This window comes from Streptomyces sp. URMC 124 (assembly GCF_051386455.1).
In the GTDB taxonomy this organism is placed as follows: Bacteria; Actinomycetota; Actinomycetes; order Streptomycetales; family Streptomycetaceae; genus Streptomyces.
Genome location: NZ_JBPQTS010000049.1, coordinates 14,345 through 35,069 on the forward strand (window position 1 = coordinate 14,345; position 20,725 = coordinate 35,069).

A 20,725-nucleotide genomic window follows, 5' to 3' on the forward strand; every position below is an offset into this window, starting at 1 on the left:
TGCCCGTAAACCATCACCCAACCGTGAGGTCCACCCCGTGAACTGGGACGACGAATCCGCATACGCGGAGACACCCCCCGCCGGCGACCGCCTCGTCGCCACCGCCGCCGACGGCGAGGACCGGGCCGTCGAAGCCGCGCTGCGCCCCAAGGACCTCGGCGAGTTCGTCGGGCAGGAGCGCGTGCGCGAGCAGCTCGACCTCGTCCTCAAGGCCGCCCGGGCCCGCGGCGCCACCGCCGACCACGTGCTGCTCTCCGGCGCCCCCGGCCTCGGCAAGACCACCCTCTCGATGATCATCGCGGCCGAGATGGGCGCCCCCATCCGCATCACCTCCGGCCCCGCCATCCAGCACGCCGGCGACCTCGCGGCGATCCTCTCCTCCCTCACCGAGGGAGAGGTCCTCTTCCTCGACGAGATCCACCGCATGTCGCGGCCGGCCGAGGAGATGCTCTACATGGCCATGGAGGACTTCCGCGTCGACGTGATCGTCGGCAAGGGCCCCGGCGCCACCGCCATCCCCCTGGAGCTGCCGCCCTTCACCCTCGTCGGCGCCACCACCCGGGCCGGCCTGCTCCCGCCCCCGCTGCGCGACCGCTTCGGCTTCACCGGCCACATGGAGTTCTACGCCCCCGCCGAGCTGCAGCGCGTCGTGCACCGTTCGGCCCGGCTGCTGGACGTGGAGATAGAGGACGAGGGCGCCGCCGAGATCGCCGGCCGTTCCCGGGGCACGCCCCGCATCGCCAACCGCCTGCTGCGCCGCGTCCGCGACTACGCCCAGGTCAAGGCCGACGGGGTGATCACCCGCGAGATCGCCGCCCAGGCCCTCGACGTCTACGAGGTCGACGCCCGCGGCCTCGACCGGCTGGACCGCGCCGTGCTGACCGCCCTGCTCAAGCTCTTCGGCGGCGGCCCGGTGGGCCTGTCCACCCTGGCGGTGGCCGTCGGCGAGGAGCGCGAGACGGTCGAGGAGGTCGCCGAGCCGTTCCTCGTCCGCGAGGGGCTGCTGGCCCGTACGCCCAGGGGCCGCATCGCGACCCCGGCCGCGTGGGAGCACCTCGGCCTCGTACGCGAGGCCGGTTCGGCGGGTCCGGCGGGCACCCCGCCCCAGCAGGGCCTCTTCGGCGGGTGACGGCGCGGGGGCTGGTCCGGTCAGGAACCACGGTGCCATGCTGGGCGTTGTTCCATAGGCGCGGACTCGCTTAGACTCCGCCGATGCCGTCCGGTACCGGCGCGGCATACCACCCCCGTAGAAGGCCGCACCCCCGCGGTCGTGTGAAGGAAACCCCGTCCCGTGAATATCGTGACTCTCCTGCCGTTCATCGTGCTCATCGGGGCCATGTTCCTGATGACGCGATCGGCCAAGAACAAGCAGCGCCAGGCGGCGCAGATGCGCGACCAGATGCAGCCGGGCACCGGTGTGCGGACGATCGGCGGCATGTACGCCACCGTCAAGGAGGTCAACGACGACACGGTCCTCCTCGAGGTGGCCCCGGGCGTCCACGCGATCTACGCGAAGAACGCCATCGGCGCCGTCCTGGAGGACGCCGAGTACAACCGCATCGTCCACGGCGTCGAGCCGCACGAGTCCGAGACCCCTGTCGTCCCGGACGACGCCTCGTCGCTGACCGAGACCGAGGCCCCGGCCGACAAGAAGATCGACCTGGGCAAGGGCGAGGCCGCCGAGGCCGAGAAGGCCGCCGAGCCGGAGGCCAAGGCCGCCGAGCCGGCCGCCGACGACGCCAAGGACGCCAAGCGGGACGGCAAGCAGGACGGCGACGCCGACGCGAAGTAGTTCCTCGGGGAACCGCGGCGCACTGCTGGAGCAGTGCGCCGCGGTTCCCTGACGGTCTAGGCTCCGGCGGGGGGCAGGTCCCCACTACATTCGTGGCCGTCCGGCGAACGCACGGAACCGGGCGGTTGGACAGGGAGAAACGACAAGGTGGCAGCACCGAAGAAGGGCCGCAGGTCCCCGGGCGGCCAGGGCAGGCCGGGCAGGGTCCTGGCCCTGATCCTGATCGCCATGGTGGCGCTCACCGGGGGGATGTTCGCCTCAGGGCGCACCACGCCGCGGCTGGGCATCGACCTCGCGGGCGGCACCAGCTTCACGCTGGAGGCCAAGAACGAGCCCGGCAAGCCCAATGCGATCAACCCGACCAACATGAACACCGCGGTCGGCATCATCGAGCGGCGTGTCAACGGTCTGGGCGTCACCGAGGCCGAGGTCCAGACGCAGGGCGACAACCACATCATCGTGAACATCCCCAAGGGGACGAACGCGAAGCAGGCCCGCCAGCAGGTCGGAACCACCGCCAAGCTCGGCTTCCGCCCCGTGCTGTCCATGGCCCCCGGTGCCAGGACCGAGCCCACTCCCAACGCCTCGTCCCCCGGCAAGGACAAGGACGCCAAGGACAAGGACGCCAAGGACAAGGACGGCAAGACCAAGCCGTCCGGCTCGCCTTCCGCCTCCGCCTCGTCCTCGGCGAACCCCTCCTCCAGCGCGAGCCCGCGCCAGCAGGGCCGCCCGGTCACCGACGCCGTCAAGGCCGACGCCACCCCGTCCGCCTCGGCCGTCGCCAAGGACGACAAGGCGAAGGACGGGAAGAACGGCGACGCGAAGAAGGACGAGGGCAAGAAGGACGACAAGTCCAAGGAGCCCACGCCCTCCCCGGCCGACGTCGCCGCGCTGCAGAAGAAGCTCGACGCCCTGGACTGCACCACCCCCGAGGGCCGCTCCAAGGCGAGCGAGGCCGCGGCCGGCGCGCTGGGCACCGACGTCATCGTGGCCTGCAAGAAGGACGGCTCGGCCAAGGAGATCCTCGGCCCGGTCTCCGTCGAGGGCACTGGCGTCACCGGCGCCGACGCCGTCTTCGACAGCCAGCAGGGCCGCGGCTGGCTCGTCCAGCTGAAGTTCGACTCCAGCGGCTCGAAGAAGTTCGCCAACGTCACCGGCCAGCTCGCGGGCAAGCAGTCCCCGCAGAACCAGTTCGCGATCGTCCTGGACGGCGAGGTCGTCTCCGACCCCTCCGTCTCCACCTCGATCACGGGCGGCCAGGCGGAGATCTCCGGCGGCTTCACCCAGGCCAGCGCCCAGGACCTCGCCAACGTGCTGTCCTACGGCGCCCTGCCGCTGTCCTTCGAGGTCGTCACCGAGCAGACGGTCACCGCCGCGCTCGGCGGTGAGCAGCTGCGCGCCGGTCTGCTCGCCGGCGCCATCGGCCTCGGCCTGGTGATCGTCTACCTGGTCGCGTACTACCGCGGTCTCGCGCTCGTCGCCCTCGCCAGCCTCCTGGCCTCGGCGATCCTCACGTACACGATCATGGTGCTGCTCGGCCAGGCCATCGGCTTCGCGCTGAACCTGCCGGCCGTCTGCGGTGCGATCGTCGCGATCGGCATCACCGCCGACTCCTTCATCGTCTACTTCGAGCGCATCCGCGACGAGATCCGCGAGGGGCGCACCCTGCGCCCGGCCGTCGAGCGCGGCTGGCCGCGCGCCCGGCGCACGATCCTGGTCTCCGACTTCGTCTCCTTCCTGGCCGCCGCGGTGCTCTTCGTCGTCACCGTCGGCAAGGTGCAGGGCTTCGCGTTCACGCTCGGCCTGACCACCCTCCTCGACGTCGTCGTGGTCTTCTTCTTCACCAAGCCGTTGATGACGCTCCTCGCCCGGCGCAAGTTCTTCGCCAGCGGCCACCCGTGGTCCGGGCTCGACCCCAAGCGGCTCGGCGTGAAGCCGCCGCTGCGGGCCTCCCGCCGCCGCCCCTCCGCCCCCGTCGACCCCAAGGAGGCGTGAGATGTCCAAGCTCGGCAATCTCGGCGCCCGGCTCTACCGCGGCGAGGTCGGCTACGACTTCGTGGGCAAGCGGAAGATCTGGTACGGCATCTCGATCCTCATCACCATCACGGCCATCGTCGGCCTGGCGGTGCGCGGCCTGAACATGGGCATCGAGTTCTCCGGCGGCGCGGTCTTCACCACGCCCAGCACCTCGGTCTCGGCCGAGTCCGCCCGGGAGATCGCGGAAGAGGCCTCCGGCCACACCGCGATCGCCCAGAAGCTCGGCAACGGCCCGCTGCGCATCCAGGTCAGCGACGTCACCACCGAGCAGTCGCGCGCCACCCAGGAGGCGCTCGCCAAGAAGCTCGGCGTCTCCACGGACAAGGTCAACACCGACATCGTCGGCCCCAGCTGGGGCGACCAGATCGCCAACAAGGCGTGGACCGGCCTCGCGGTCTTCATGATCCTCGTGGTGATCTACCTGGCGATCGCCTTCGAGTGGCGCATGGCGCTCGCCGCGCTGGTGGCCCTGATCCACGACCTCACCATCACCGTCGGCGTCTACGCGCTGGTCGGCTTCGAGGTCACCCCGGGCACCGTGATCGGCCTGCTCACCATCCTCGGTTACTCCCTCTACGACACCGTCGTCGTCTTCGACGGTCTGAAGGAGAGCTCGAAGGACATCACGAAGCAGACCCGCTTCACGTACAGCGAGATCGCCAACCGCAGCCTCAACGGCACGCTGGTGCGCTCGATCAACACCACGGTGGTCGCGCTGCTGCCGGTCGCGGGCCTGCTGTTCATCGGCGGCGGCTTCCTCGGCGCGGGCATGCTCAACGACATCTCGCTCGCCCTGTTCGTCGGCCTCGCGGCCGGCGCCTACTCCTCGATCTTCATCGCCACCCCGCTGGTCGCCGACTTCAAGGAGCGCGACCCGCAGATGAAGGCCCTGGCCAAGCGGGTGCGCGCCAAGCGCGCCGCCCAGGCCGCCAAGGGCGAGTCCGGCGAGGACCCGCGCGATGAGGTCCCCGGCGGCGAGGACGAGGAGCCGGAGGACGCCGCGGGCGGCGTCGTCGCCCCCCGCCAGTCGGCTGCGCGCTCCCGCGGCAGCCGTCCCCAGGGCAAGCGCCGATGAGCGCCACGGGCGTCGGCACGGCCGACGAGAAGCTGCGTGACCTGCTCCTGGGGCACATCCACGACGTGCCGGACTATCCGAAGCCGGGCGTGATGTTCAAGGACATCACCCCCCTGCTCGCCGACGCCACGGCGTTCGCCGCCCTGACCGACGAGCTCGCCGCGCTGTGCAAGCGCCACGGCGCCACCAAGGTCGTCGGCCTGGAGGCCCGGGGCTTCATCCTCGGCGCCCCGGCCGCCGTCCGCGCGGGCCTCGGCTTCGTGCCGGTGCGCAAGGCCGGCAAGCTCCCCGGAGCCACGCTGGCCCAGGCCTACGAGCTGGAGTACGGCACCGCCGAGATCGAGATGCACGCCGACGCCGTCGGCCCCGGCGACCGCGTCCTCGTCATCGACGACGTGCTGGCCACCGGCGGCACCGCCGAGGCCTCGCTCCGGCTGATCCGCCGGGCCGGCGCCGAGGTCGCCGGTGTCGTGGTGCTCATGGAGCTGGGTTTCCTGCCCGGCCGCGAGCGGATCGCGGACGCCCTCGGCGACGCCCCGCTGGAGGCGCTGATCACGGTCTGACGTGCTCTGACCTGCGATGCAGGGCAGAGCGGGCACACACCGCACCACGCGAGGCGGGCCCCGGGGAAGACCCCGGGGCCCGCCTCGCGTTCTTCTGAGCACAGCCGGGCGCGCGGCAGCCCCGCCGCCGGGGTCGATACCATGGTTGTCCGGACCTATCGGGGGGCCGGACCCCGCATGAGGAGTGCTCTTGCCAGACGAGGCCCAGCCGCTCACCGCCGCACAGCAGGACAAGCCGTCTCCCGAGGCCGCGGCGGCCACGGGTACGCCCAAGGGCCGCCCGCAGAGCGCGCCTGAGTCCACGCCCCGGCCGCCGGCCGGCGCCGGGGCCGGCAGCGGCCCGAAGAGCCAGCTCCCGGCCGTCGCGGGCACGTCACCCGGACGGCCCACGCCCCCGGCCGGCGCTCCCCGCCCCGGCTCCTCCAGCCGCGTCCGGGCCCGCCTCGCCCGCCTCGGCGTCCAGCGCTCCAGCCCGTACAACCCCGTCCTCGAACCGCTCCTGCGCATCGTGCGCGGAAACGATCCGAAGGCCGACGCGACGACCCTGCGCCAGATCGAGCGCGCCTACCAGGTCGCCGAGCGCTGGCACCGCGGCCAGAAGCGCAAGAGCGGCGATCCGTACATCACCCACCCCCTCGCGGTGACGACGATCCTCGCCGAGCTCGGCATGGATCCGGCCACGCTGATGGCCGGCCTGCTGCACGACACCGTCGAGGACACCGAGTACGGCCTGGACGACCTGCGCCGCGACTTCGGCGACCAGGTCGCCCTGCTGGTGGACGGCGTCACCAAGCTCGACCGCGTGCAGTTCGGCGAGGCCGCGCAGGCCGAGACCGTCCGCAAGATGGTCGTCGCCATGGCCAAGGACCCGCGCGTCCTGGTCATCAAGCTCGCCGACCGCCTGCACAACATGCGCACCATGCGCTACCTCAAGCGGGAGAAGCAGGAGAAGAAGGCCCGCGAGACCCTGGAGATCTACGCCCCGCTGGCGCACCGGCTGGGCATGAACACCATCAAGTGGGAGCTGGAGGACCTCGCCTTCGCGATCCTCTACCCCAAGATGTACGACGAGATCGTCCGCCTCGTCGCCGAGCGGGCCCCCAAGCGCGACGAGTACCTGGCCGTCGTGACCGACGAGGTCCAGGCCGACCTGCGCGCCGCCCGCATCAAGGCCACCGTCACCGGCCGCCCGAAGCACTACTACAGCGTCTACCAGAAGATGATCGTGCGGGGCCGCGACTTCGCCGAGATCTACGACCTGGTGGGCATCCGCGTCCTCGTCGACACCGTCCGCGACTGTTACGCGGCGCTCGGCACCGTCCACGCCCGGTGGAATCCGGTCCCGGGGCGGTTCAAGGACTACATCGCGATGCCCAAGTTCAACATGTACCAGTCGCTGCACACGACGGTCATAGGGCCCAGCGGCAAGCCCGTCGAGCTGCAGATCCGCACCTTCGACATGCACCGCCGCGCCGAGTACGGCATCGCCGCGCACTGGAAGTACAAGCAGGAGGCCGTCGCCGGAGCCTCCAAGGTCCGCACCGACGTGCCCAAGAACGCCGGCAAGAACCAGGACACCGTCAATGACATGGCCTGGCTGCGGCAGCTGCTGGACTGGCAGAAGGAGACCGAGGACCCGGGCGAGTTCCTGGAGTCCCTGCGCTTCGACCTCTCCCGCAACGAGGTCTTCGTCTTCACCCCCAAGGGCGATGTCATAGCGCTCCCGGCCGGGGCCACCCCGGTCGACTTCGCCTACGCCGTCCACACCGAGGTCGGCCACCGCACGATAGGGGCCCGGGTCAACGGGCGTCTCGTGCCGCTGGAGTCCACCCTCGACAACGGCGATCTGGTGGAGGTCTTCACCTCCAAGGCGCCCGGCGCCGGCCCGTCCCGCGACTGGCTGGGCTTCGTCAAGTCCCCCCGCGCGCGCAACAAGATCCGGGCCTGGTTCTCCAAGGAGCGCCGCGACGAGGCCATCGAGCAGGGCAAGGACGCCATCGCGCGCGCCATGCGCAAGCAGAACCTGCCGATCCAGCGGATCCTCACCGGCGACTCCCTGGTCACCCTCGCGCACGAGATGCGCTACCCCGACATCTCCTCCCTCTACGCCGCCATCGGCGAGGGCCACGTCGCGGCGCAGGGCGTCGTGCAGAAGCTGGTCCAGGCGCTCGGCGGCGAGGACGCCGCCACCGAGGACATCGAGGAGACCGCCCCGATCCGCGGCCGCTCCAAGCGGCGCTCCAGCGCCGACCCCGGCGTGATCGTCAAGGGTGTCGAGGACGTCTGGGTGAAGCTCGCCCGGTGCTGTACACCGGTGCCCGGCGACCCCATCATCGGCTTCGTCACCCGCGGCAACGGCATCTCGGTGCACCGCGCCGACTGCGTCAACGTCGAGTCGCTCTCGCAGCAGCCCGAACGGATCATCGACGTCGAGTGGGCGCCCACCCAGTCCTCGGTCTTCCTGGTCGCCATCCAGGTCGAGGCGCTGGACCGCTCCCGCCTGCTGTCGGACGTCACGCGCGTCCTGTCCGACCAGCACGTCAACATCCTGTCCGCGGCCGTGCAGACATCCCGCGACCGGGTGGCCACGTCCCGCTTCACCTTCGAGATGGGCGACCCCAAGCACCTCGGTCACGTCCTGAAGGCCGTACGGGGTGTGGAGGGCGTGTACGACGTCTACCGCGTGACGTCGGCCCGCCGGCCGTAAGCGTCCACGCATGAGTAAGGGGCTCCGGCAATTGCCGGAGCCCCTTACTCATGTGGCCGTTTCTCAGCCGCCGAACTCCTCCAGCCCCTTCAGGGCCTGGTCCAGCAGGGCCTTACGGCCTTCCAGCTCCTTGGCGAGCTTGTCGGCCTTGGCGTCGTTGCCCGCGGCACGCGCCTTGTCGACCTGCTCCTGCAGCTTGTCGACGGCGGCCTGGAGCTGGCCCGTCAGACCGGCCGCACGGGCCCGCGCCTCCGGGTTCGTACGCCGCCACTCGGCCTCCTCGGCCTCCTGGATGGCGCGCTCCACCGCGTGCATCCGGCCCTCGATCTTCGGGCGGGCGTCCCGCGGCACGTGGCCGATGGCCTCCCAGCGCTCGTTGATCGAACGGAACGCCGCGCGGGCCGCCTTCAGGTCGGTGACGGGCAGCAGCTTCTCGGCCTCGACCGCGAGCTCCTCCTTGTGCGTCAGGTTGACCTGCTGCTCGGCGTCGCGCTCGGCGAAGACCTCGCTGCGGGCCTGGAAGAAGACGTCCTGCGCGCCGCGGAAGCGGCTCCACAGGTCGTCCTCCGCCTCGCGCTGGGCACGGCCGACGGCCTTCCACTCCGCCATCAGCTCGCGGTAACGCGCGGCCGTCGGGCCCCAGTCGGTGGAGCCGGAGAGCGACTCGGCCTCGGCGACGAGCTTCTCCTTCGCCTTGCGGGCGTCCTCGCGCTGGGCGTCGAGGGAGGCGAAGTGCGCCTTGCGCCGCTTGGAGAACGCCGAGCGGGCGTGCGAGAAGCGGTGCCACAGCTCGTCGTCGGCCTTGCGGTCCAGGCGCGGAAGGCCCTTCCAGGTGTCGACCAGGGCGCGCAGCCGCTCGCCGGCCGAGCGCCACTGCTCGCTCGCCGCCAGCTCCTCGGCCTCGGCGACCAGCGCCTCCTTGGCCGTACGGGCCTCGTCGGCCTGCTTGGCCTTGGCGGCCTTGCGCTCCTCGCGGCGCGCCTCGACCGTCGCGACGAGCTTGTCGAGCCGGACGCGCAGCGCGTCGAGGTCACCGACGGCGTGGTGCTCGTCGACCTGCGTGCGCAGGTGGTCGATCGCGGCCGTCGCGTCCTTGGCCGACAGGTCGGTGGTCTTGACCCGCTTCTCGAGGAGGCCGATCTCGACGACCAGGCCCTCGTACTTGCGCTCGAAGTAAGCAAGGGCCTCCTCGGGAGACCCGGCCTGCCACGATCCGACGACCTGCTCTCCGTCGGCAGTACGCACGTACACGGTCCCCGTCTCGTCGACGCGGCCCCATGGGTCGCTGCTCACAGCGCCTCCTCCACATGATGCCGAGGCCGGCGTGCGGCCCTCGCGCATCGTCCACAGTTGTTCCGGGCAGGGCCGCGCCCTGGCCGGTCCGACGGCTTGATCATTCGGGTGCGGATAGCCGTCGGATCAGGCACCCTACACAACGCCAACATAGGCGACCGGCGCCCTGGCTGTCCGTATCCCGCGCGACCGAAATTTCGCTCCGCGGGCAACGGCCGGGCGCCGGAGGCCTGATCGGAGCGCCGGGACGGCCTCAGGACTTGGCGACCGCCGCCTTGTCGATGACCACCGTCGCGTTCGGGGCGCCGTCGCCGGCCCCCCACGACTCGCCCGCACCGGCGATCTTCTTGAGCGTCTTCATGCCCTCTGCACCGATCGTGCCGAAGGGCGTGTACGTGGGCGGCAGCGGGCTGTCCTGGTAGACGAGGAAGAACTGGCTGCCGCCGGTGTGCGGCTGGCCGGTGTTGGCCATCGCGACCGTGCCCGCGGGGTAGACGTTCCCCTTGAGCCTGGAGTCCTTGAGGTTCTCGTCGGGCAGGGTGTAGCCCGGTCCGCCGTTGCCCAGGCCCTTGGGGTCGCCGCACTGCAGCACGTAGATGCCGCTGGTGGTCAGGCGGTGGCACTTGGTGTGGTCGAAGTAGCCCTCGCCGGCCAGGAAGTTGAACGAGTTGACCGTGTGCGGGGCGTTCGCGGCGTCGAGCTTGACGTCGATCGTGCCGCAGGTGGTCTTCAAGTCCATCGCGTACGACGCGGACTTGTCGATGCTCACCTCCGGCTCCGACTTCCACGTCTTCGTGCCGGGGGAGCCCGGGGCGGGCTTGGCGCACGGGTCGGGACCCTTGGAGGGGGCCTTGGAGGCGTCCGGGGCCGCGGCGTCGGTGCTGTCCTTCTTGCCGTCACCGGACAGCGCGCCCGTGGCGTACGCGCCCGCGCCCGCCGCCAGCACCACCGCGAGGGCGGCGGCGATCACCGCGTTCCGCCGGCGGCCCTTGCGCCGGGCCTCCTCGCGACGCTGCTGCTGCCGCTCGAACTTCTCCCGGGCGAGCTGCCGCCGCCGCTGCTCGTTACTGACCACCGGGTCTACTCCTCATACCGACTTGTCCATGTCATGAGCCCTGTGTTGCTGGTGTGCCCGTACCGTATACGGGTTCGCGGCCGCGGGAGTGCCGCCGGTAGGCTCTTGTTCGCAGCCGGTGATCCCGTGGGGCGCCCCGGCCGCACCGCTGATGAATTTCTGCTGGTCGATCATTAAGGACGAACGTGCTGATTGCCGGGTTCCCCGCCGGGGCCTGGGGGACCAATTGCTACCTGGTCGCCCCCGCCGCCGGCGAGGAGTGCGTGATCATCGACCCGGGCCACCAGGCGGCCCCCGGGGTCGAGGAGGCGCTCAAGAAGCATCGGCTCAAGCCCGTCGCCGTCGTCCTCACCCATGGCCACATCGACCATGTCGCCTCGGTCGTCCCCGTGTGCGGCGCCCACGACGTCCCGGCCTGGATCCACCCCGCCGACCGCTACATGATGAGCGACCCGGAGAAGGCCCTCGGCCGCTCCATCGGTCAGCAGCTCATGGGCGAGCTGACGGTCGGGGAGCCCGACGACGTCAAGGAGCTGACCGACGGCTCCCGCCTCGACCTCGCGGGGCTGGAGTTCACCGTCGCGCACGCGCCCGGCCATACCCAGGGGTCGGTGACCTTCCGGATGCCCGAGACCTCCGAGATCCCCTCGGTGTTCTTCTCGGGCGACCTGCTGTTCGCCGGCTCCATCGGACGCACCGACCTGCCGGGCGGTGACCACGCCGAGATGCTCCGGTCGCTGGCACGCGTGTGCCTGCCCCTGGACGACTCGACGGTGGTCCTCTCCGGCCACGGCCCCCAGACCAGCATCGGCCGCGAGCGCGCCACCAACCCGTACCTTCGGGAAGTGGCGGACACGCTGCGCGGCTCCGGAGGCGGCCCTACCGCCGCTCCGCGAAGAGGAATGTGACGATTTTCCCGTGAGTACGTTCAAGGCCCCCAAGGGCACCTACGACCTCAAGCCCCCCACCTCCGCCGTCTACCTCGCGGTCCGCGAGGCCATCGCGGCCCCGCTCAAGCGCGCCGGCTACGGCTACGTCGAGACCCCCGGCTTCGAGCAGGTCGAGCTGTTCTCCCGCGGCGTCGGCGAGTCGACCGACATCGTGACCAAGGAGATGTACACCCTCACCACGCGCGGCGGCGACCAGCTCGCCCTGCGCCCCGAGGGCACCGCCTCCGTGCTGCGCGCGGCACTGGAGGGCAACCTCCACAAGGACGGCAACCTGCCCGTCAAGCTCTGGTACTCCGGCTCGTACTACCGCTACGAGCGCCCGCAGAAGGGCCGCTACCGCCACTTCTCGCAGGTCGGCGCGGAAGCCATCGGCGCCGAGGACCCGGCGCTGGACGCCGAGCTGATCATCCTGGCCGTCGACGCGTACAAGTCGCTGGGCCTGGCGAACTTCCGCCTCCTGCTGAACTCCCTCGGCGACAAGGAGTGCCGCCCCGTCTACCGTGCCGCCCTGCAGGACTTCCTGCGCGGCTTGGAGCTGGACGAGGACACCCGCCGCCGCATCGAGATCAACCCGCTGCGCGTCCTGGACGACAAGCGCGAGGACGTCCAGAAGCAGCTGGTGGGCGCGCCGCTCTTCCGCGACCACCTGTGCGAGGCCTGCAAGGCCTACCACGAGCAGGTGCGCGAGCTGCTGACCGCCGCGGGCGTCGACTTCGAGGACGACCCCAAGCTGGTGCGCGGCCTCGACTACTACACCCGCACCACCTTCGAGTTCGTCCACGACGGCCTCGGCTCGCAGTCCGCGGTGGGCGGCGGCGGCCGGTACGACGGCCTGTCCGAGATGATCGGCGGCCCCGCGCTGCCGTCCGTCGGCTGGGCGCTCGGCGTGGACCGCACGGTCCTCGCCCTGGAGGCCGAGGGCATCGCCCTCGACCTGCCCTCGCCGACCGACGTCTACGCGGTCCCGCTGGGCGAGGAGGCCCGCAAGGTCCTCTTCGGCGTGGTCACCGAGCTGCGCCGCAACGGCGTCGCCACCGACTTCGCGTTCGGCGGCAAGGGCCTGAAGAACGCGATGAAGTCGGCCAATCGTTCCGGTGCCCGCTTCGCGGTGATCGCGGGCGAGCGCGACCTGGCCGAGGGAATCGTGCAGCTCAAGGACCTGGAGAGCGGCGAGCAGACGTCCGTCGCGCTGGCCTCCGTCGTGGGTGAAGTCCTGGCCAAGCAGGGCTGATTGCCCGTTCCCTGGTGCAGAATGGGCGCCAGGGACCGACTGATGGGATCAACGGCGATATGACCACTTCGGCACTCGACCGCTCCGACACCGACGGCGAGGAGCGGGACGGCCCCGTGACGGGCGCCGCCGGCAGCAGCCGCGCCTTCGCGCTGCTGCTCGTCATCACGGGTGCGCTGGGGCTGCTCGCCGCCTGGGTCATCACGATCGACAAGAACAAGATCCTCGAGGCGAGGGCGGTCGGGAAGACCTTCACCCCCGGGTGCAGCCTCAACCCGATCGTCTCCTGCGGCAACATCATGGAGAGCGAGCAGGCTCACGCCTTCGGGTTCCCCAACCCGATGCTGGGGCTCGTCTGCTACGGCATCATCATCGCGATCGGGCTGGCGCTGCTCTCGGGCGCCCGCCTCCCGCGGTGGTACTGGCTGGGCATGGAGGCCGGCTGTCTCTTCGGCGTCGGCTTCGTCACCTGGCTCCAGTACCAGTCGCTGTACGTCATCGGGTCGCTGTGCCTGTGGTGCTGCCTGGCCTGGGTCGCCACGATCGTCATGTTCTGCTACGTGACCGTGCAGAACATCCGCCACCGCTTCATCCCGGTGCCGGAGGGCCTGCGCCGCGCGGTCCTGGAGTTCCACTGGGTGGTGCCGGTGCTGTGGATCGGCATCATCGGCATGCTGATCCTCACCCGCTGGTGGGACTTCTGGACGGGCGGCACCGCCTGATCCCCGCCGCACACCTGGCTTGATCAAGGCCGCCGGACCACGGGTCCGGCGGCCTTGTCAGTGGCGTGGCATAGGGTTTCGAACGTGGAGCCAGACCTGTTCACCGCCGCCGCAGAGGACCGCCAGGAGAAAGACCCGGCGAGCAGTCCCCTGGCCGTGCGCATGCGCCCCCGCACCCTCGACGAGGTCGTGGGGCAGGGGCACCTGCTCAAGCCCGGCAGCCCCCTGCGCAGGCTGGTGGGGGAGGGCAGCGGCGGCCCGGCCGGGCCCTCGTCGGTGATCCTCTGGGGCCCGCCCGGCATCGGCAAGACGACTTTGGCGTACGTCGTCAGCCAGGCCACCAACAAGCGCTTCGTGGAGCTCTCCGCGATCACCGCCGGCGTCAAGGAAGTGCGGGCCGTCATCGACGGCGCGCGCCGTGCCTCCGGCGGGTACGGCAAGGAGACGGTGCTCTTCCTGGACGAGATCCACCGCTTCAGCAAGGCCCAGCAGGACTCCCTGCTGCCCGCCGTGGAGAACCGCTGGGTCACGCTCATCGCGGCCACCACGGAGAACCCCTATTTCTCGATCATCTCCCCGCTGCTGTCCCGCTCCCTGCTGCTGACCCTGCAGGCCCTCACCGACGACGACCTGCGGGGGCTGCTGCACCGCGCCCTCACCGACGAGCGCGGGCTCGGCGGCGCGGTGAGCCTGCCGGAGGACGCTGAAGCCCATCTGCTGCGGATCGCCGGCGGCGACGCCCGCCGTGCGCTGACCGCCCTGGAGGCCGGCGCGGGCTCGGCCATCGCCAAGGGCGAGGCCGAGATCAGCCTGCAGACGCTTGAGGAGTCTGTCGACCGGGCGGCGGTGAAGTACGACCGCGACGGCGATCAGCACTACGACGTCGCGAGTGCCTTGATCAAGTCGATCCGCGGCTCCGACGTCGACGCCACGCTGCACTATCTGGCCCGCATGATCGAAGCGGGCGAGGACCCCAGGTTCATCGCGCGCCGGCTGATGATCTCCGCGAGCGAGGACATCGGCCTGGCCGACCCGACGGCCCTGCAGACGGCGGTCGCCGGCGCGCAGGCCGTCGCGCTGATCGGCTTCCCCGAGGCGAGGATCACCCTGAGCCAGGTGGCCATCGCGCTGGCGCTGGCCCCGAAGTCCAATGCGGCGTATCTGGCCATCGACGCCGCCCTCGCGGACGTCCGGGCGGGCCTCGCCGGGCCGGTGCCGCCGCACCTGCGGGACGGGCACTACAAGGGCGCGGAGAAGCTGGGGCACGCGCAGGGGTATGTGTATCCGCACGATCTGCCCGGCGGCATTGCGGCACAGCAGTACGCGCCGGATGCCGTCCGGGGCAAGCAGTACTACGCGCCGACGCGGTACGGGGCGGAGGCCCGCTACGCGGACGTGGTGGAGCGGGTGCGCTCGCGCTTGCGCGGCGAGCAGGAGAGCTGATCAGGTTTCGGCACCGCCGGACGGGTCCGTTCGGCGTCCGGCCGGTGCGGCGGTTTCAAGGCGCCTGCCCGGCACCTTGAAACCCGCGCGACGGCGCGCAATCCCCCGCTCGGTGTCATTCAGCCGCGGCTTCGAACAACGTGTGCATCGCCCGGCGCAGGCCGACCACGTCGCGGACCGGTTCGGGGAATTCGAAGCGCGCGTCGAAGGAGCGGTCCGCCGGCGTCCCGCCGCCCGCGCGGGTGAACCGCACGCGCAGCCCGAAGCGGTCCAGCGCCAGCGGCACCGCCCGGTCGCCCGCGCGGCGCACGTCCTCGGCCCGCTCGCCGAGGAGCGTGTACAGCCCGCGCACCTGGTCGCCGTGGCCGGAATGCAGGTGCTGCAGCAGCTCCGCCTCGTGGCAGACCAGGGGGTCCGGGTGGGCCCGGGCGAAGTCCTCGGGCTCCACGTCCTCGGCGCCCCACAGGTCGTCGACGCTCGCCTCGCCGACTTCCAGGCGCACCATCATCCGGCCGGGCTCGGTCACGCCGGGCACGCAGGTGACCCAGCCGGAGACCCAGGCGCGGCCGCGGATGCGGTTGGGCACGGAGACCGGTGCCACGTCGGTGAGCTCCAGGACGGCGGCCAGCTCGTCGTCCTGGGCGTGGGTCGCGGCGCGCACGGCCGGGCTGTCGGAGGGGAAGACGAGGAAGATCTCGCCGTCGGGGCCGACGCTGCGCGCCTCGGGCATCAGCTGGTCGGGGCGGGTGACGGCGGCCCCCGGGATCAGCAGCACCGCGGAGCATGTACTCTGTACGAGAGTTCGTGTGCGCTCGGCTGCTGACGGCATCCGCGCGATTTCAAGTCCGCTGGGACGCGGCTGACCACGATCTGATCGGACCTCCGTCACGTCGGCGCCATCGAGAGCGTCGGTCTTCTGCGTGCTGTCCGTGATGTGACTGGTGTTCCCCGGGCGAGACATGCGATCTCCTTGAGTAAGGTAAGCCTAACCTAACCTATTTCGGAGGTCTGGAGAACGTGCCTAACCAGTCGCGTCCCAAGGTCAAGAAGTCTCGTGCGCTCGGCATTGCGCTGACCCCGAAGGCCGTCAAGTACTTCGAGGCCCGCCCCTACCCGCCGGGTGAGCACGGCCGTGGCCGCAAGCAGAACAGCGACTACAAGGTCCGTCTGCTCGAGAAGCAGCGTCTGCGCGCCCAGTACGACATCAGCGAGCGCCAGATGGTCCGCGCCTACGACCGCGCCCGCAAGGCCGAGGGCAAGACCGGTGAGGCCCTGGTGGTCGAGCTCGAGCGCCGCCTCGACGCCCTCGTCCTGCGTTCGGGCATCGCCCGCACCATCTACCAGGCCCGCCAGATGGTCGTCCACGGCCACATCGAGGTCAACGGTGGCAAGGTCGACAAGCCGTCCTTCCGCGTCGCCCCGAACGACGTCGTGATGGTCCGCGAGCGCAGCCGCAGCAAGCCGCTGTTCGAGACCGCCCGCGCCGGTGGCTTCGCCGCCGACGGTGAGACCCCGCGCTACCTGCAGGTCAACCTGGGCGCCCTGGCCTTCCGCCTGGACCGCCTGCCCAACCGCAAGGAAGTTCCGGTCATCTGCGACGAGCAGCTCGTCGTCGAGTACTACGCCCGCTGATCCAGCAGGCGCAGGCCTTCCTTCACGCTCAGCCCGCTGTCTCCCCGGTCCTCGCGGCCGGCGGGGCGGCGGGCTGCCGCGTTTCACCGGCCGGGGCGCAGGGGCAAATGCGGTGCGGGCCCCGATGCCCGGCGCGATAAGGTCAGTACCTGCCCAGAAATACAGCCGGGCAGGTACAGACAGCGACGAAGACCAGCTAGGGAGCGGGTGCATCGTGTCCGGTGGAGAGGTGGCCGGGATCCTCGTGGCCGTCTTCTGGGCCATTCTGGTGTCCTTCATCGCCTTGGTGCTGGTGCGGCTCGCGCAGACGCTCAAGGCGGCCACCAGACTGGTCGCGGACGTCACGGACCAGGCCGTGCCGCTCCTCGCCGACGCCTCGGCGACGGTCCGCTCCGCGCACACCCAGCTCGCCCGCGTCGACTCGATCGCCGCGGACGTCCAGGAGGTCACGGCGAACGCCTCGGCGCTCTCCTCGACCGTCTCCTCCGCCTTCGGCGGCCCGCTGGTCAAGGTCGCGGCCTTCGGCTACGGCGTGCGGCGGGCGATGGGCCGCAAGGCCGCTCCCGAGCCGGAGGGCTCCGTCTTCGTCGGCAAGGCCGGCGGCCGCCCCCTGCCGTCCGCACGTGCCGGGCGCCGCACCCGTGGGAAGGGTTGACCCAGGAATGTTCCGCCGCACCTTCTGGTTCACGACCGGTGTAGCAGCCGGTGTGTGGGCCACCACCAAGGTCAACCGGAAGCTCGCCAAGCTCACTCCGGAGAGCCTGGCCCTGCAGGCCGCCGACCGCGCGGTCATCGCCGGGCGCAAGGTCAAGCTCTTCGCGCTGGACGTGCGCGACGGCATGGCGCACCGGGAAGCGGCGCTCAAGGACGCGCTCGGCCTCACGGCCGCGCCGCCCGCCCCCGAGCACCGCGCGCTCCCCGGTCAGCGCCACCTCGTCGCCATCGACCCCCAGCACACCTACCACTCGTACACCCGGAAAGAGGACCACTGATGGAGTCGGCTGAAATCCGCAGGCGCTGGCTGCGCTTCTTCGAGGAGCGTGGGCACACCGTCGTGCCGTCGGCGTCGCTCATCGCGGACGACCCGACCCTGCTGCTGGTCCCCGCGGGCATGGTGCCCTTCAAGCCGTACTTCCTCGGCGAGGTCAAGCCGCCCTTCGCGCGCGCCACCAGCGTGCAGAAGTGCGTCCGCACGCCGGACATCGAAGAGGTCGGCAAGACCACCCGCCACGGCACGTTCTTCCAGATGTGCGGCAACTTCTCCTTCGGCGACTACTTCAAGGAAGGCGCCATCAAGCTCGCCTGGGAGCTGCTCACGACTCCCGTGGCGGACGGCGGCTACGGCCTGGAGCCGGAGAAGCTCTGGATCACCGTCTACCTCGAGGACGACGAGGCCGAGCGCATCTGGCGCGACGTCGTCGGCGTGCCCGCCGAGCGGATCCAGCGCCTGGGCAAGAAGGACAACTACTGGTCCATGGGCGTGCCCGGCCCGTGCGGCCCCTGCTCCGAGATCAATTACGACCGGGGCCCGGAGTTCGGCGCCGAGGGCGGCCCCGCCGTCAACGACGAGCGCTACGTGGAGATCTGGAACCTGGTCTTCATGCAGTACGAGCGCGGTGCCGGCGACGGCAAGGAGGACTTCCCGATCCTCGGGGAGCTGCCGTCGAAGAACATCGACACCGGTCTCGGCCTCGAGCGCCTCGCCATGATCCTGCAGGGCGTGCAGAACATGTACGAGACCGACACCCTGCGCGTCGTCATGGACAAGGCCACGGAGCTGACGGGCGTCCGCTACGGCGCCGCCCACGAGACGGACGTCTCGCTGCGCGTGGTCGCCGACCACATGCGCACCTCCACGATGCTCATCGGCGACGGCGTCACCCCCGGCAACGAGGGCCGCGGCTACGTCCTGCGCCGCATCATGCGCCGCGCCATCCGCAACATGCGCCTGATGGGTGCCACCGGCCCCGTCGTCTCCGAGCTGCTCGACGTCGTCATCAAGACGATGGGTCAGCAGTACCCGGAGCTGGAGACCGACCGCAAGCGCATCGAGACGGTCGCCCTGGCCGAGGAGGCCGCCTTCCTCAAGACGCTGAAGGCGGGCACCAACATCCTCGACACCGCCGTGACGGAGACCAAGGCCGCCGGCGGCAAGGTCCTGGCCGGCGACAAGGCGTTCCTGCTCCACGACACCTGGGGCTTCCCGATCGACCTCACCCTGGAGATGGCCGCCGAGCAGGGCCTCTCCGTGGACGAGGACGGTTTCCGCCGCCTGATGAAGGAGCAGCGGGAGCGCGCCAAGGCCGACGCCAAGGCCAAGAAGACCGGTCACGCCGACCTGTCCGCCTACCGCGAGGTCGCCGACACCGCCGGCGCGACGGACTTCACCGGCTACACCGGCACCGAGAACGAGTCCACGATCGTCGGCCTCCTCGTCGACGGCCTGCCCTCGCCGGCCGCCTCCGAGGGCGACGACGTCGAGGTCATCCTCGACCGCACCCCCTTCTACGCCGAGGGCGGCGGCCAGCTGGCCGACACCGGCCGCATCAAGCTCGACACCGGTGCCGTGATCGAGATCCGCGACGTGCAGAAGCCCGTGCCGGGCGTCCACGTCCACAAGGGTGTCGTCCAGGTCGGCGAGGTCACCGTCGGTGCCTCCGCCTACGCCGCGATCGACGTCAAGCGCCGCCGCGCCATCGCCCGCGCCCACTCGGCCACCCACCTCACCCACCAGGCCCTGCGCGACGCGCTCGGCCCGACGGCCGCCCAGGCCGGTTCGGAGAACTCCCCGGGCCGCTTCCGCTTCGACTTCGGCTCGCCGACCGCCGTGCCCGGCTCGGTCCTCACCGACGTCGAGCAGCGCATCAACGAGGTCCTCTCCCACGAGCTCGACGTCCACGCCGAGGTCATGAGCCTGGACGAGGCCAAGAAGTCCGGCGCGATCGCCGAGTTCGGCGAGAAGTACGGCGAGCGCGTACGCGTCGTGACCATCGGCGACTTCTCCAAGGAGCTGTGCGGCGGTACGCACGTCGCCAACACCGCCCAGCTGGGTCTGGTGAAGCTGCTGGGCGAGTCGTCCATCGGTTCGGGCGTGCGCCGCGTCGAGGCCCTCGTCGGCGCCGACGCCTACAACTTCCTGGCCAAGGAGCACACGGTCGTCGCCCAGCTCCAGGAGCTCGTCAAGGGCCGCCCGGAGGAGCTGCCGGAGAAGATCTCCGGGATGCTCGCCAAGCTCAAGGACGCCGAGAAGGAGATCGAGCGCTTCCGCGCCGAGAAGGTCCTGCAGGCCGCCGCGGGCCTGGCCGAGGGCGCCAAGGACGTGCACGGCACGGCCCTGGTCACCGGCCGGGTGCCGGACGGCACCGGCGCCGACGACCTGCGCAAGCTCGTCCTCGACGTGCGCGGCCGCATCCAGGGCGGCCGGGCCGCCGTGGTGGCCCTGTTCACGGTGGCGGGCGGCCGTCCGCTGACGGTCATCGCCACCAACGAGGCCGCCCGCGAGCGCGGCCTCAAGGCCGGTGACCTGGTCCGTACGGCCGCCAAGACCCTTGGTGGCGGTGGCGGCGGCAAGCCGGACGTCGCCCAGGGCGGCGGCCAGAACCCCGAGGCCGTCGACGAGGCCATGGCCGCCGTCGAGCGTCTCGTGGCCGAGGCGGCCTGATCCCCGTGCGCCGAGGAAGACGTCTCTCCGTCGACGTCGGGGACGCCCGGATCGGGGTCGCCTCGTGCGACCCCGACGGGATCCTCGCCACCCCGGTGGAGACCGTGCCGGGACGTGACATCCCCAAGGCCCACAAGCGGCTCGTGGAGATCGTCGCGGAGTACGAGCCGATCGAGGTCGTCGTCGGCCTGCCCCGTTCCCTCAAAGGAGGGGAGGGGCCGGCCGCGGCCAAGGTGCGCACCTTCGCCAAGGAGATGGCGCGCCGTGTGGCACCCGTACCGGTGCGCCTCGTCGACGAGCGGATGACGACGGTGACGGCCACGCAGGGCCTGCGCGCTTCGGGCGTCAGTTCGAAGAAGGGGCGCTCCGTCGTCGATCAGGCGGCCGCGGTCGTCATTCTGCAGAACGCGCTGGAGACCGAGAAGGTCTCCGGCAGGCCCCCGGGCGAGACCGTCGAAGTGGTCATCTGATCGCAGTACGGTAACGTTCCGCGCTGAACATGGCAGCCGCCCGGCTGACGTCTCCGACGACGGCCGGGCGACTG

Annotated in this window: 18 protein-coding genes; 15 read left to right on the forward strand and 3 right to left on the reverse strand. The window is 71.0% G+C overall.

The window, feature by feature from the left end; all coding sequences use genetic code 11:
- Positions 1-37 precede the first annotated feature (37 nt).
- From ruvB to ACSNOG_RS13295, 6 genes are all read left to right on the forward strand, one after another.
- Entirely contained in the window at positions 38-1,129 is a 1,092-nt protein-coding gene (gene ruvB / locus ACSNOG_RS13270; RefSeq protein ID WP_436752827.1) for a Holliday junction branch migration DNA helicase RuvB, read from the forward strand.
- Positions 1,130-1,291: 162 nt separating this feature from the next.
- A complete protein-coding gene (gene yajC / locus ACSNOG_RS13275; protein WP_436752828.1) occupies positions 1,292-1,792 on the forward strand; it encodes a preprotein translocase subunit YajC in 501 nt (166 codons plus the stop codon).
- 147 nt (positions 1,793-1,939) lie between these two features.
- Complete coding sequence (secD, locus tag ACSNOG_RS13280; protein WP_436752829.1) at positions 1,940-3,787, forward strand: protein translocase subunit SecD; 1,848 nt, start codon at positions 1,940-1,942, stop codon at positions 3,785-3,787.
- Position 3,788: 1 nt separating this feature from the next.
- Positions 3,789-4,904 (forward strand): protein translocase subunit SecF, encoded by a 1,116-nt coding sequence (secF, locus tag ACSNOG_RS13285; protein ID WP_436752830.1) that lies wholly within the window; start codon positions 3,789-3,791, stop codon positions 4,902-4,904.
- Complete coding sequence (locus ACSNOG_RS13290) at positions 4,901-5,467, forward strand: adenine phosphoribosyltransferase (protein ID WP_436752831.1); 567 nt, start codon at positions 4,901-4,903, stop codon at positions 5,465-5,467. Before secF ends, ACSNOG_RS13290 begins: the two co-directional genes overlap by 4 nt.
- A gap of 190 nt (positions 5,468-5,657) precedes the next feature.
- On the forward strand, positions 5,658-8,174 hold the full coding sequence (locus ACSNOG_RS13295; RefSeq protein ID WP_436752832.1) for a RelA/SpoT family protein: 2,517 nt from the start codon (positions 5,658-5,660) through the stop codon (positions 8,172-8,174).
- 63 nt (positions 8,175-8,237) lie between these two features.
- Here the strand turns inward: ACSNOG_RS13295 and ACSNOG_RS13300 are convergent, their stop codons facing one another.
- Together ACSNOG_RS13300 and ACSNOG_RS13305 are read right to left on the reverse strand one after the other, a co-directional pair.
- Positions 8,238-9,467: a DUF349 domain-containing protein gene (locus ACSNOG_RS13300; protein WP_436752833.1), complete on the reverse strand. Its 1,230-nt coding sequence runs from the start codon at positions 9,465-9,467 to the stop codon at positions 8,238-8,240.
- 253 nt (positions 9,468-9,720) lie between these two features.
- Positions 9,721-10,542 carry a peptidylprolyl isomerase gene (locus tag ACSNOG_RS13305; RefSeq protein WP_436752834.1) on the reverse strand — a complete coding sequence of 274 codons (822 nt, stop codon included), beginning with the start codon at positions 10,540-10,542 and terminating at the stop codon, positions 9,721-9,723.
- A 185-nt stretch (positions 10,543-10,727) separates the two neighbouring features.
- Here ACSNOG_RS13305 and ACSNOG_RS13310 point away from each other — a divergent pair, with 185 nt between their 5' ends.
- The 4 genes from ACSNOG_RS13310 to ACSNOG_RS13325 all read left to right on the forward strand — a co-directional run bounded on the left by ACSNOG_RS13310 (position 10,728) and on the right by ACSNOG_RS13325 (position 14,888).
- Positions 10,728-11,450 (forward strand): MBL fold metallo-hydrolase, encoded by a 723-nt coding sequence (locus ACSNOG_RS13310; RefSeq protein ID WP_436752835.1) that lies wholly within the window; start codon positions 10,728-10,730, stop codon positions 11,448-11,450.
- Positions 11,451-11,460: 10 nt separating this feature from the next.
- Positions 11,461-12,723 carry a histidine--tRNA ligase gene (gene hisS / locus ACSNOG_RS13315; RefSeq protein ID WP_436752836.1) on the forward strand — a complete coding sequence of 421 codons (1,263 nt, stop codon included), beginning with the start codon at positions 11,461-11,463 and terminating at the stop codon, positions 12,721-12,723.
- Between the two features lie 59 nt (positions 12,724-12,782).
- Entirely contained in the window at positions 12,783-13,445 is a 663-nt protein-coding gene (locus ACSNOG_RS13320; RefSeq protein WP_436752837.1) for a vitamin K epoxide reductase family protein, read from the forward strand.
- Between the two features lie 84 nt (positions 13,446-13,529).
- Positions 13,530-14,888, forward strand: coding sequence for a replication-associated recombination protein A (locus ACSNOG_RS13325; RefSeq protein ID WP_436752838.1), 1,359 nt, complete (start codon positions 13,530-13,532; stop codon positions 14,886-14,888).
- Positions 14,889-15,003: 115 nt separating this feature from the next.
- Here the strand turns inward: ACSNOG_RS13325 and ACSNOG_RS13330 are convergent, their stop codons facing one another.
- A complete protein-coding gene (locus ACSNOG_RS13330; RefSeq protein WP_436752848.1) occupies positions 15,004-15,717 on the reverse strand; it encodes a DUF2470 domain-containing protein in 714 nt (237 codons plus the stop codon).
- A 188-nt stretch (positions 15,718-15,905) separates the two neighbouring features.
- Between ACSNOG_RS13330 and rpsD the strand changes: the two genes are divergently transcribed.
- The 5 genes from rpsD to ruvX all read left to right on the forward strand — a co-directional run bounded on the left by rpsD (position 15,906) and on the right by ruvX (position 20,651).
- The gene (gene rpsD, locus ACSNOG_RS13335; RefSeq protein WP_436752839.1) at positions 15,906-16,520 is read left to right on the forward strand and encodes a 30S ribosomal protein S4; all 615 of its coding nucleotides are present in this window, start codon (positions 15,906-15,908) and stop codon (positions 16,518-16,520) included.
- A gap of 214 nt (positions 16,521-16,734) precedes the next feature.
- On the forward strand, positions 16,735-17,175 hold the full coding sequence (locus ACSNOG_RS13340; protein ID WP_436752840.1) for a DUF948 domain-containing protein: 441 nt from the start codon (positions 16,735-16,737) through the stop codon (positions 17,173-17,175).
- Positions 17,176-17,182: 7 nt separating this feature from the next.
- Positions 17,183-17,512 (forward strand): DUF6167 family protein, encoded by a 330-nt coding sequence (locus ACSNOG_RS13345; protein ID WP_168091323.1) that lies wholly within the window; start codon positions 17,183-17,185, stop codon positions 17,510-17,512.
- Positions 17,512-20,181: an alanine--tRNA ligase gene (gene alaS / locus ACSNOG_RS13350; RefSeq protein WP_436752841.1), complete on the forward strand. Its 2,670-nt coding sequence runs from the start codon at positions 17,512-17,514 to the stop codon at positions 20,179-20,181. Before ACSNOG_RS13345 ends, alaS begins: the two co-directional genes overlap by 1 nt.
- A complete protein-coding gene (ruvX, locus tag ACSNOG_RS13355; protein WP_179084534.1) occupies positions 20,181-20,651 on the forward strand; it encodes a Holliday junction resolvase RuvX in 471 nt (156 codons plus the stop codon). Before alaS ends, ruvX begins: the two co-directional genes overlap by 1 nt.
- Positions 20,652-20,725: the final 74 nt, after the last annotated feature.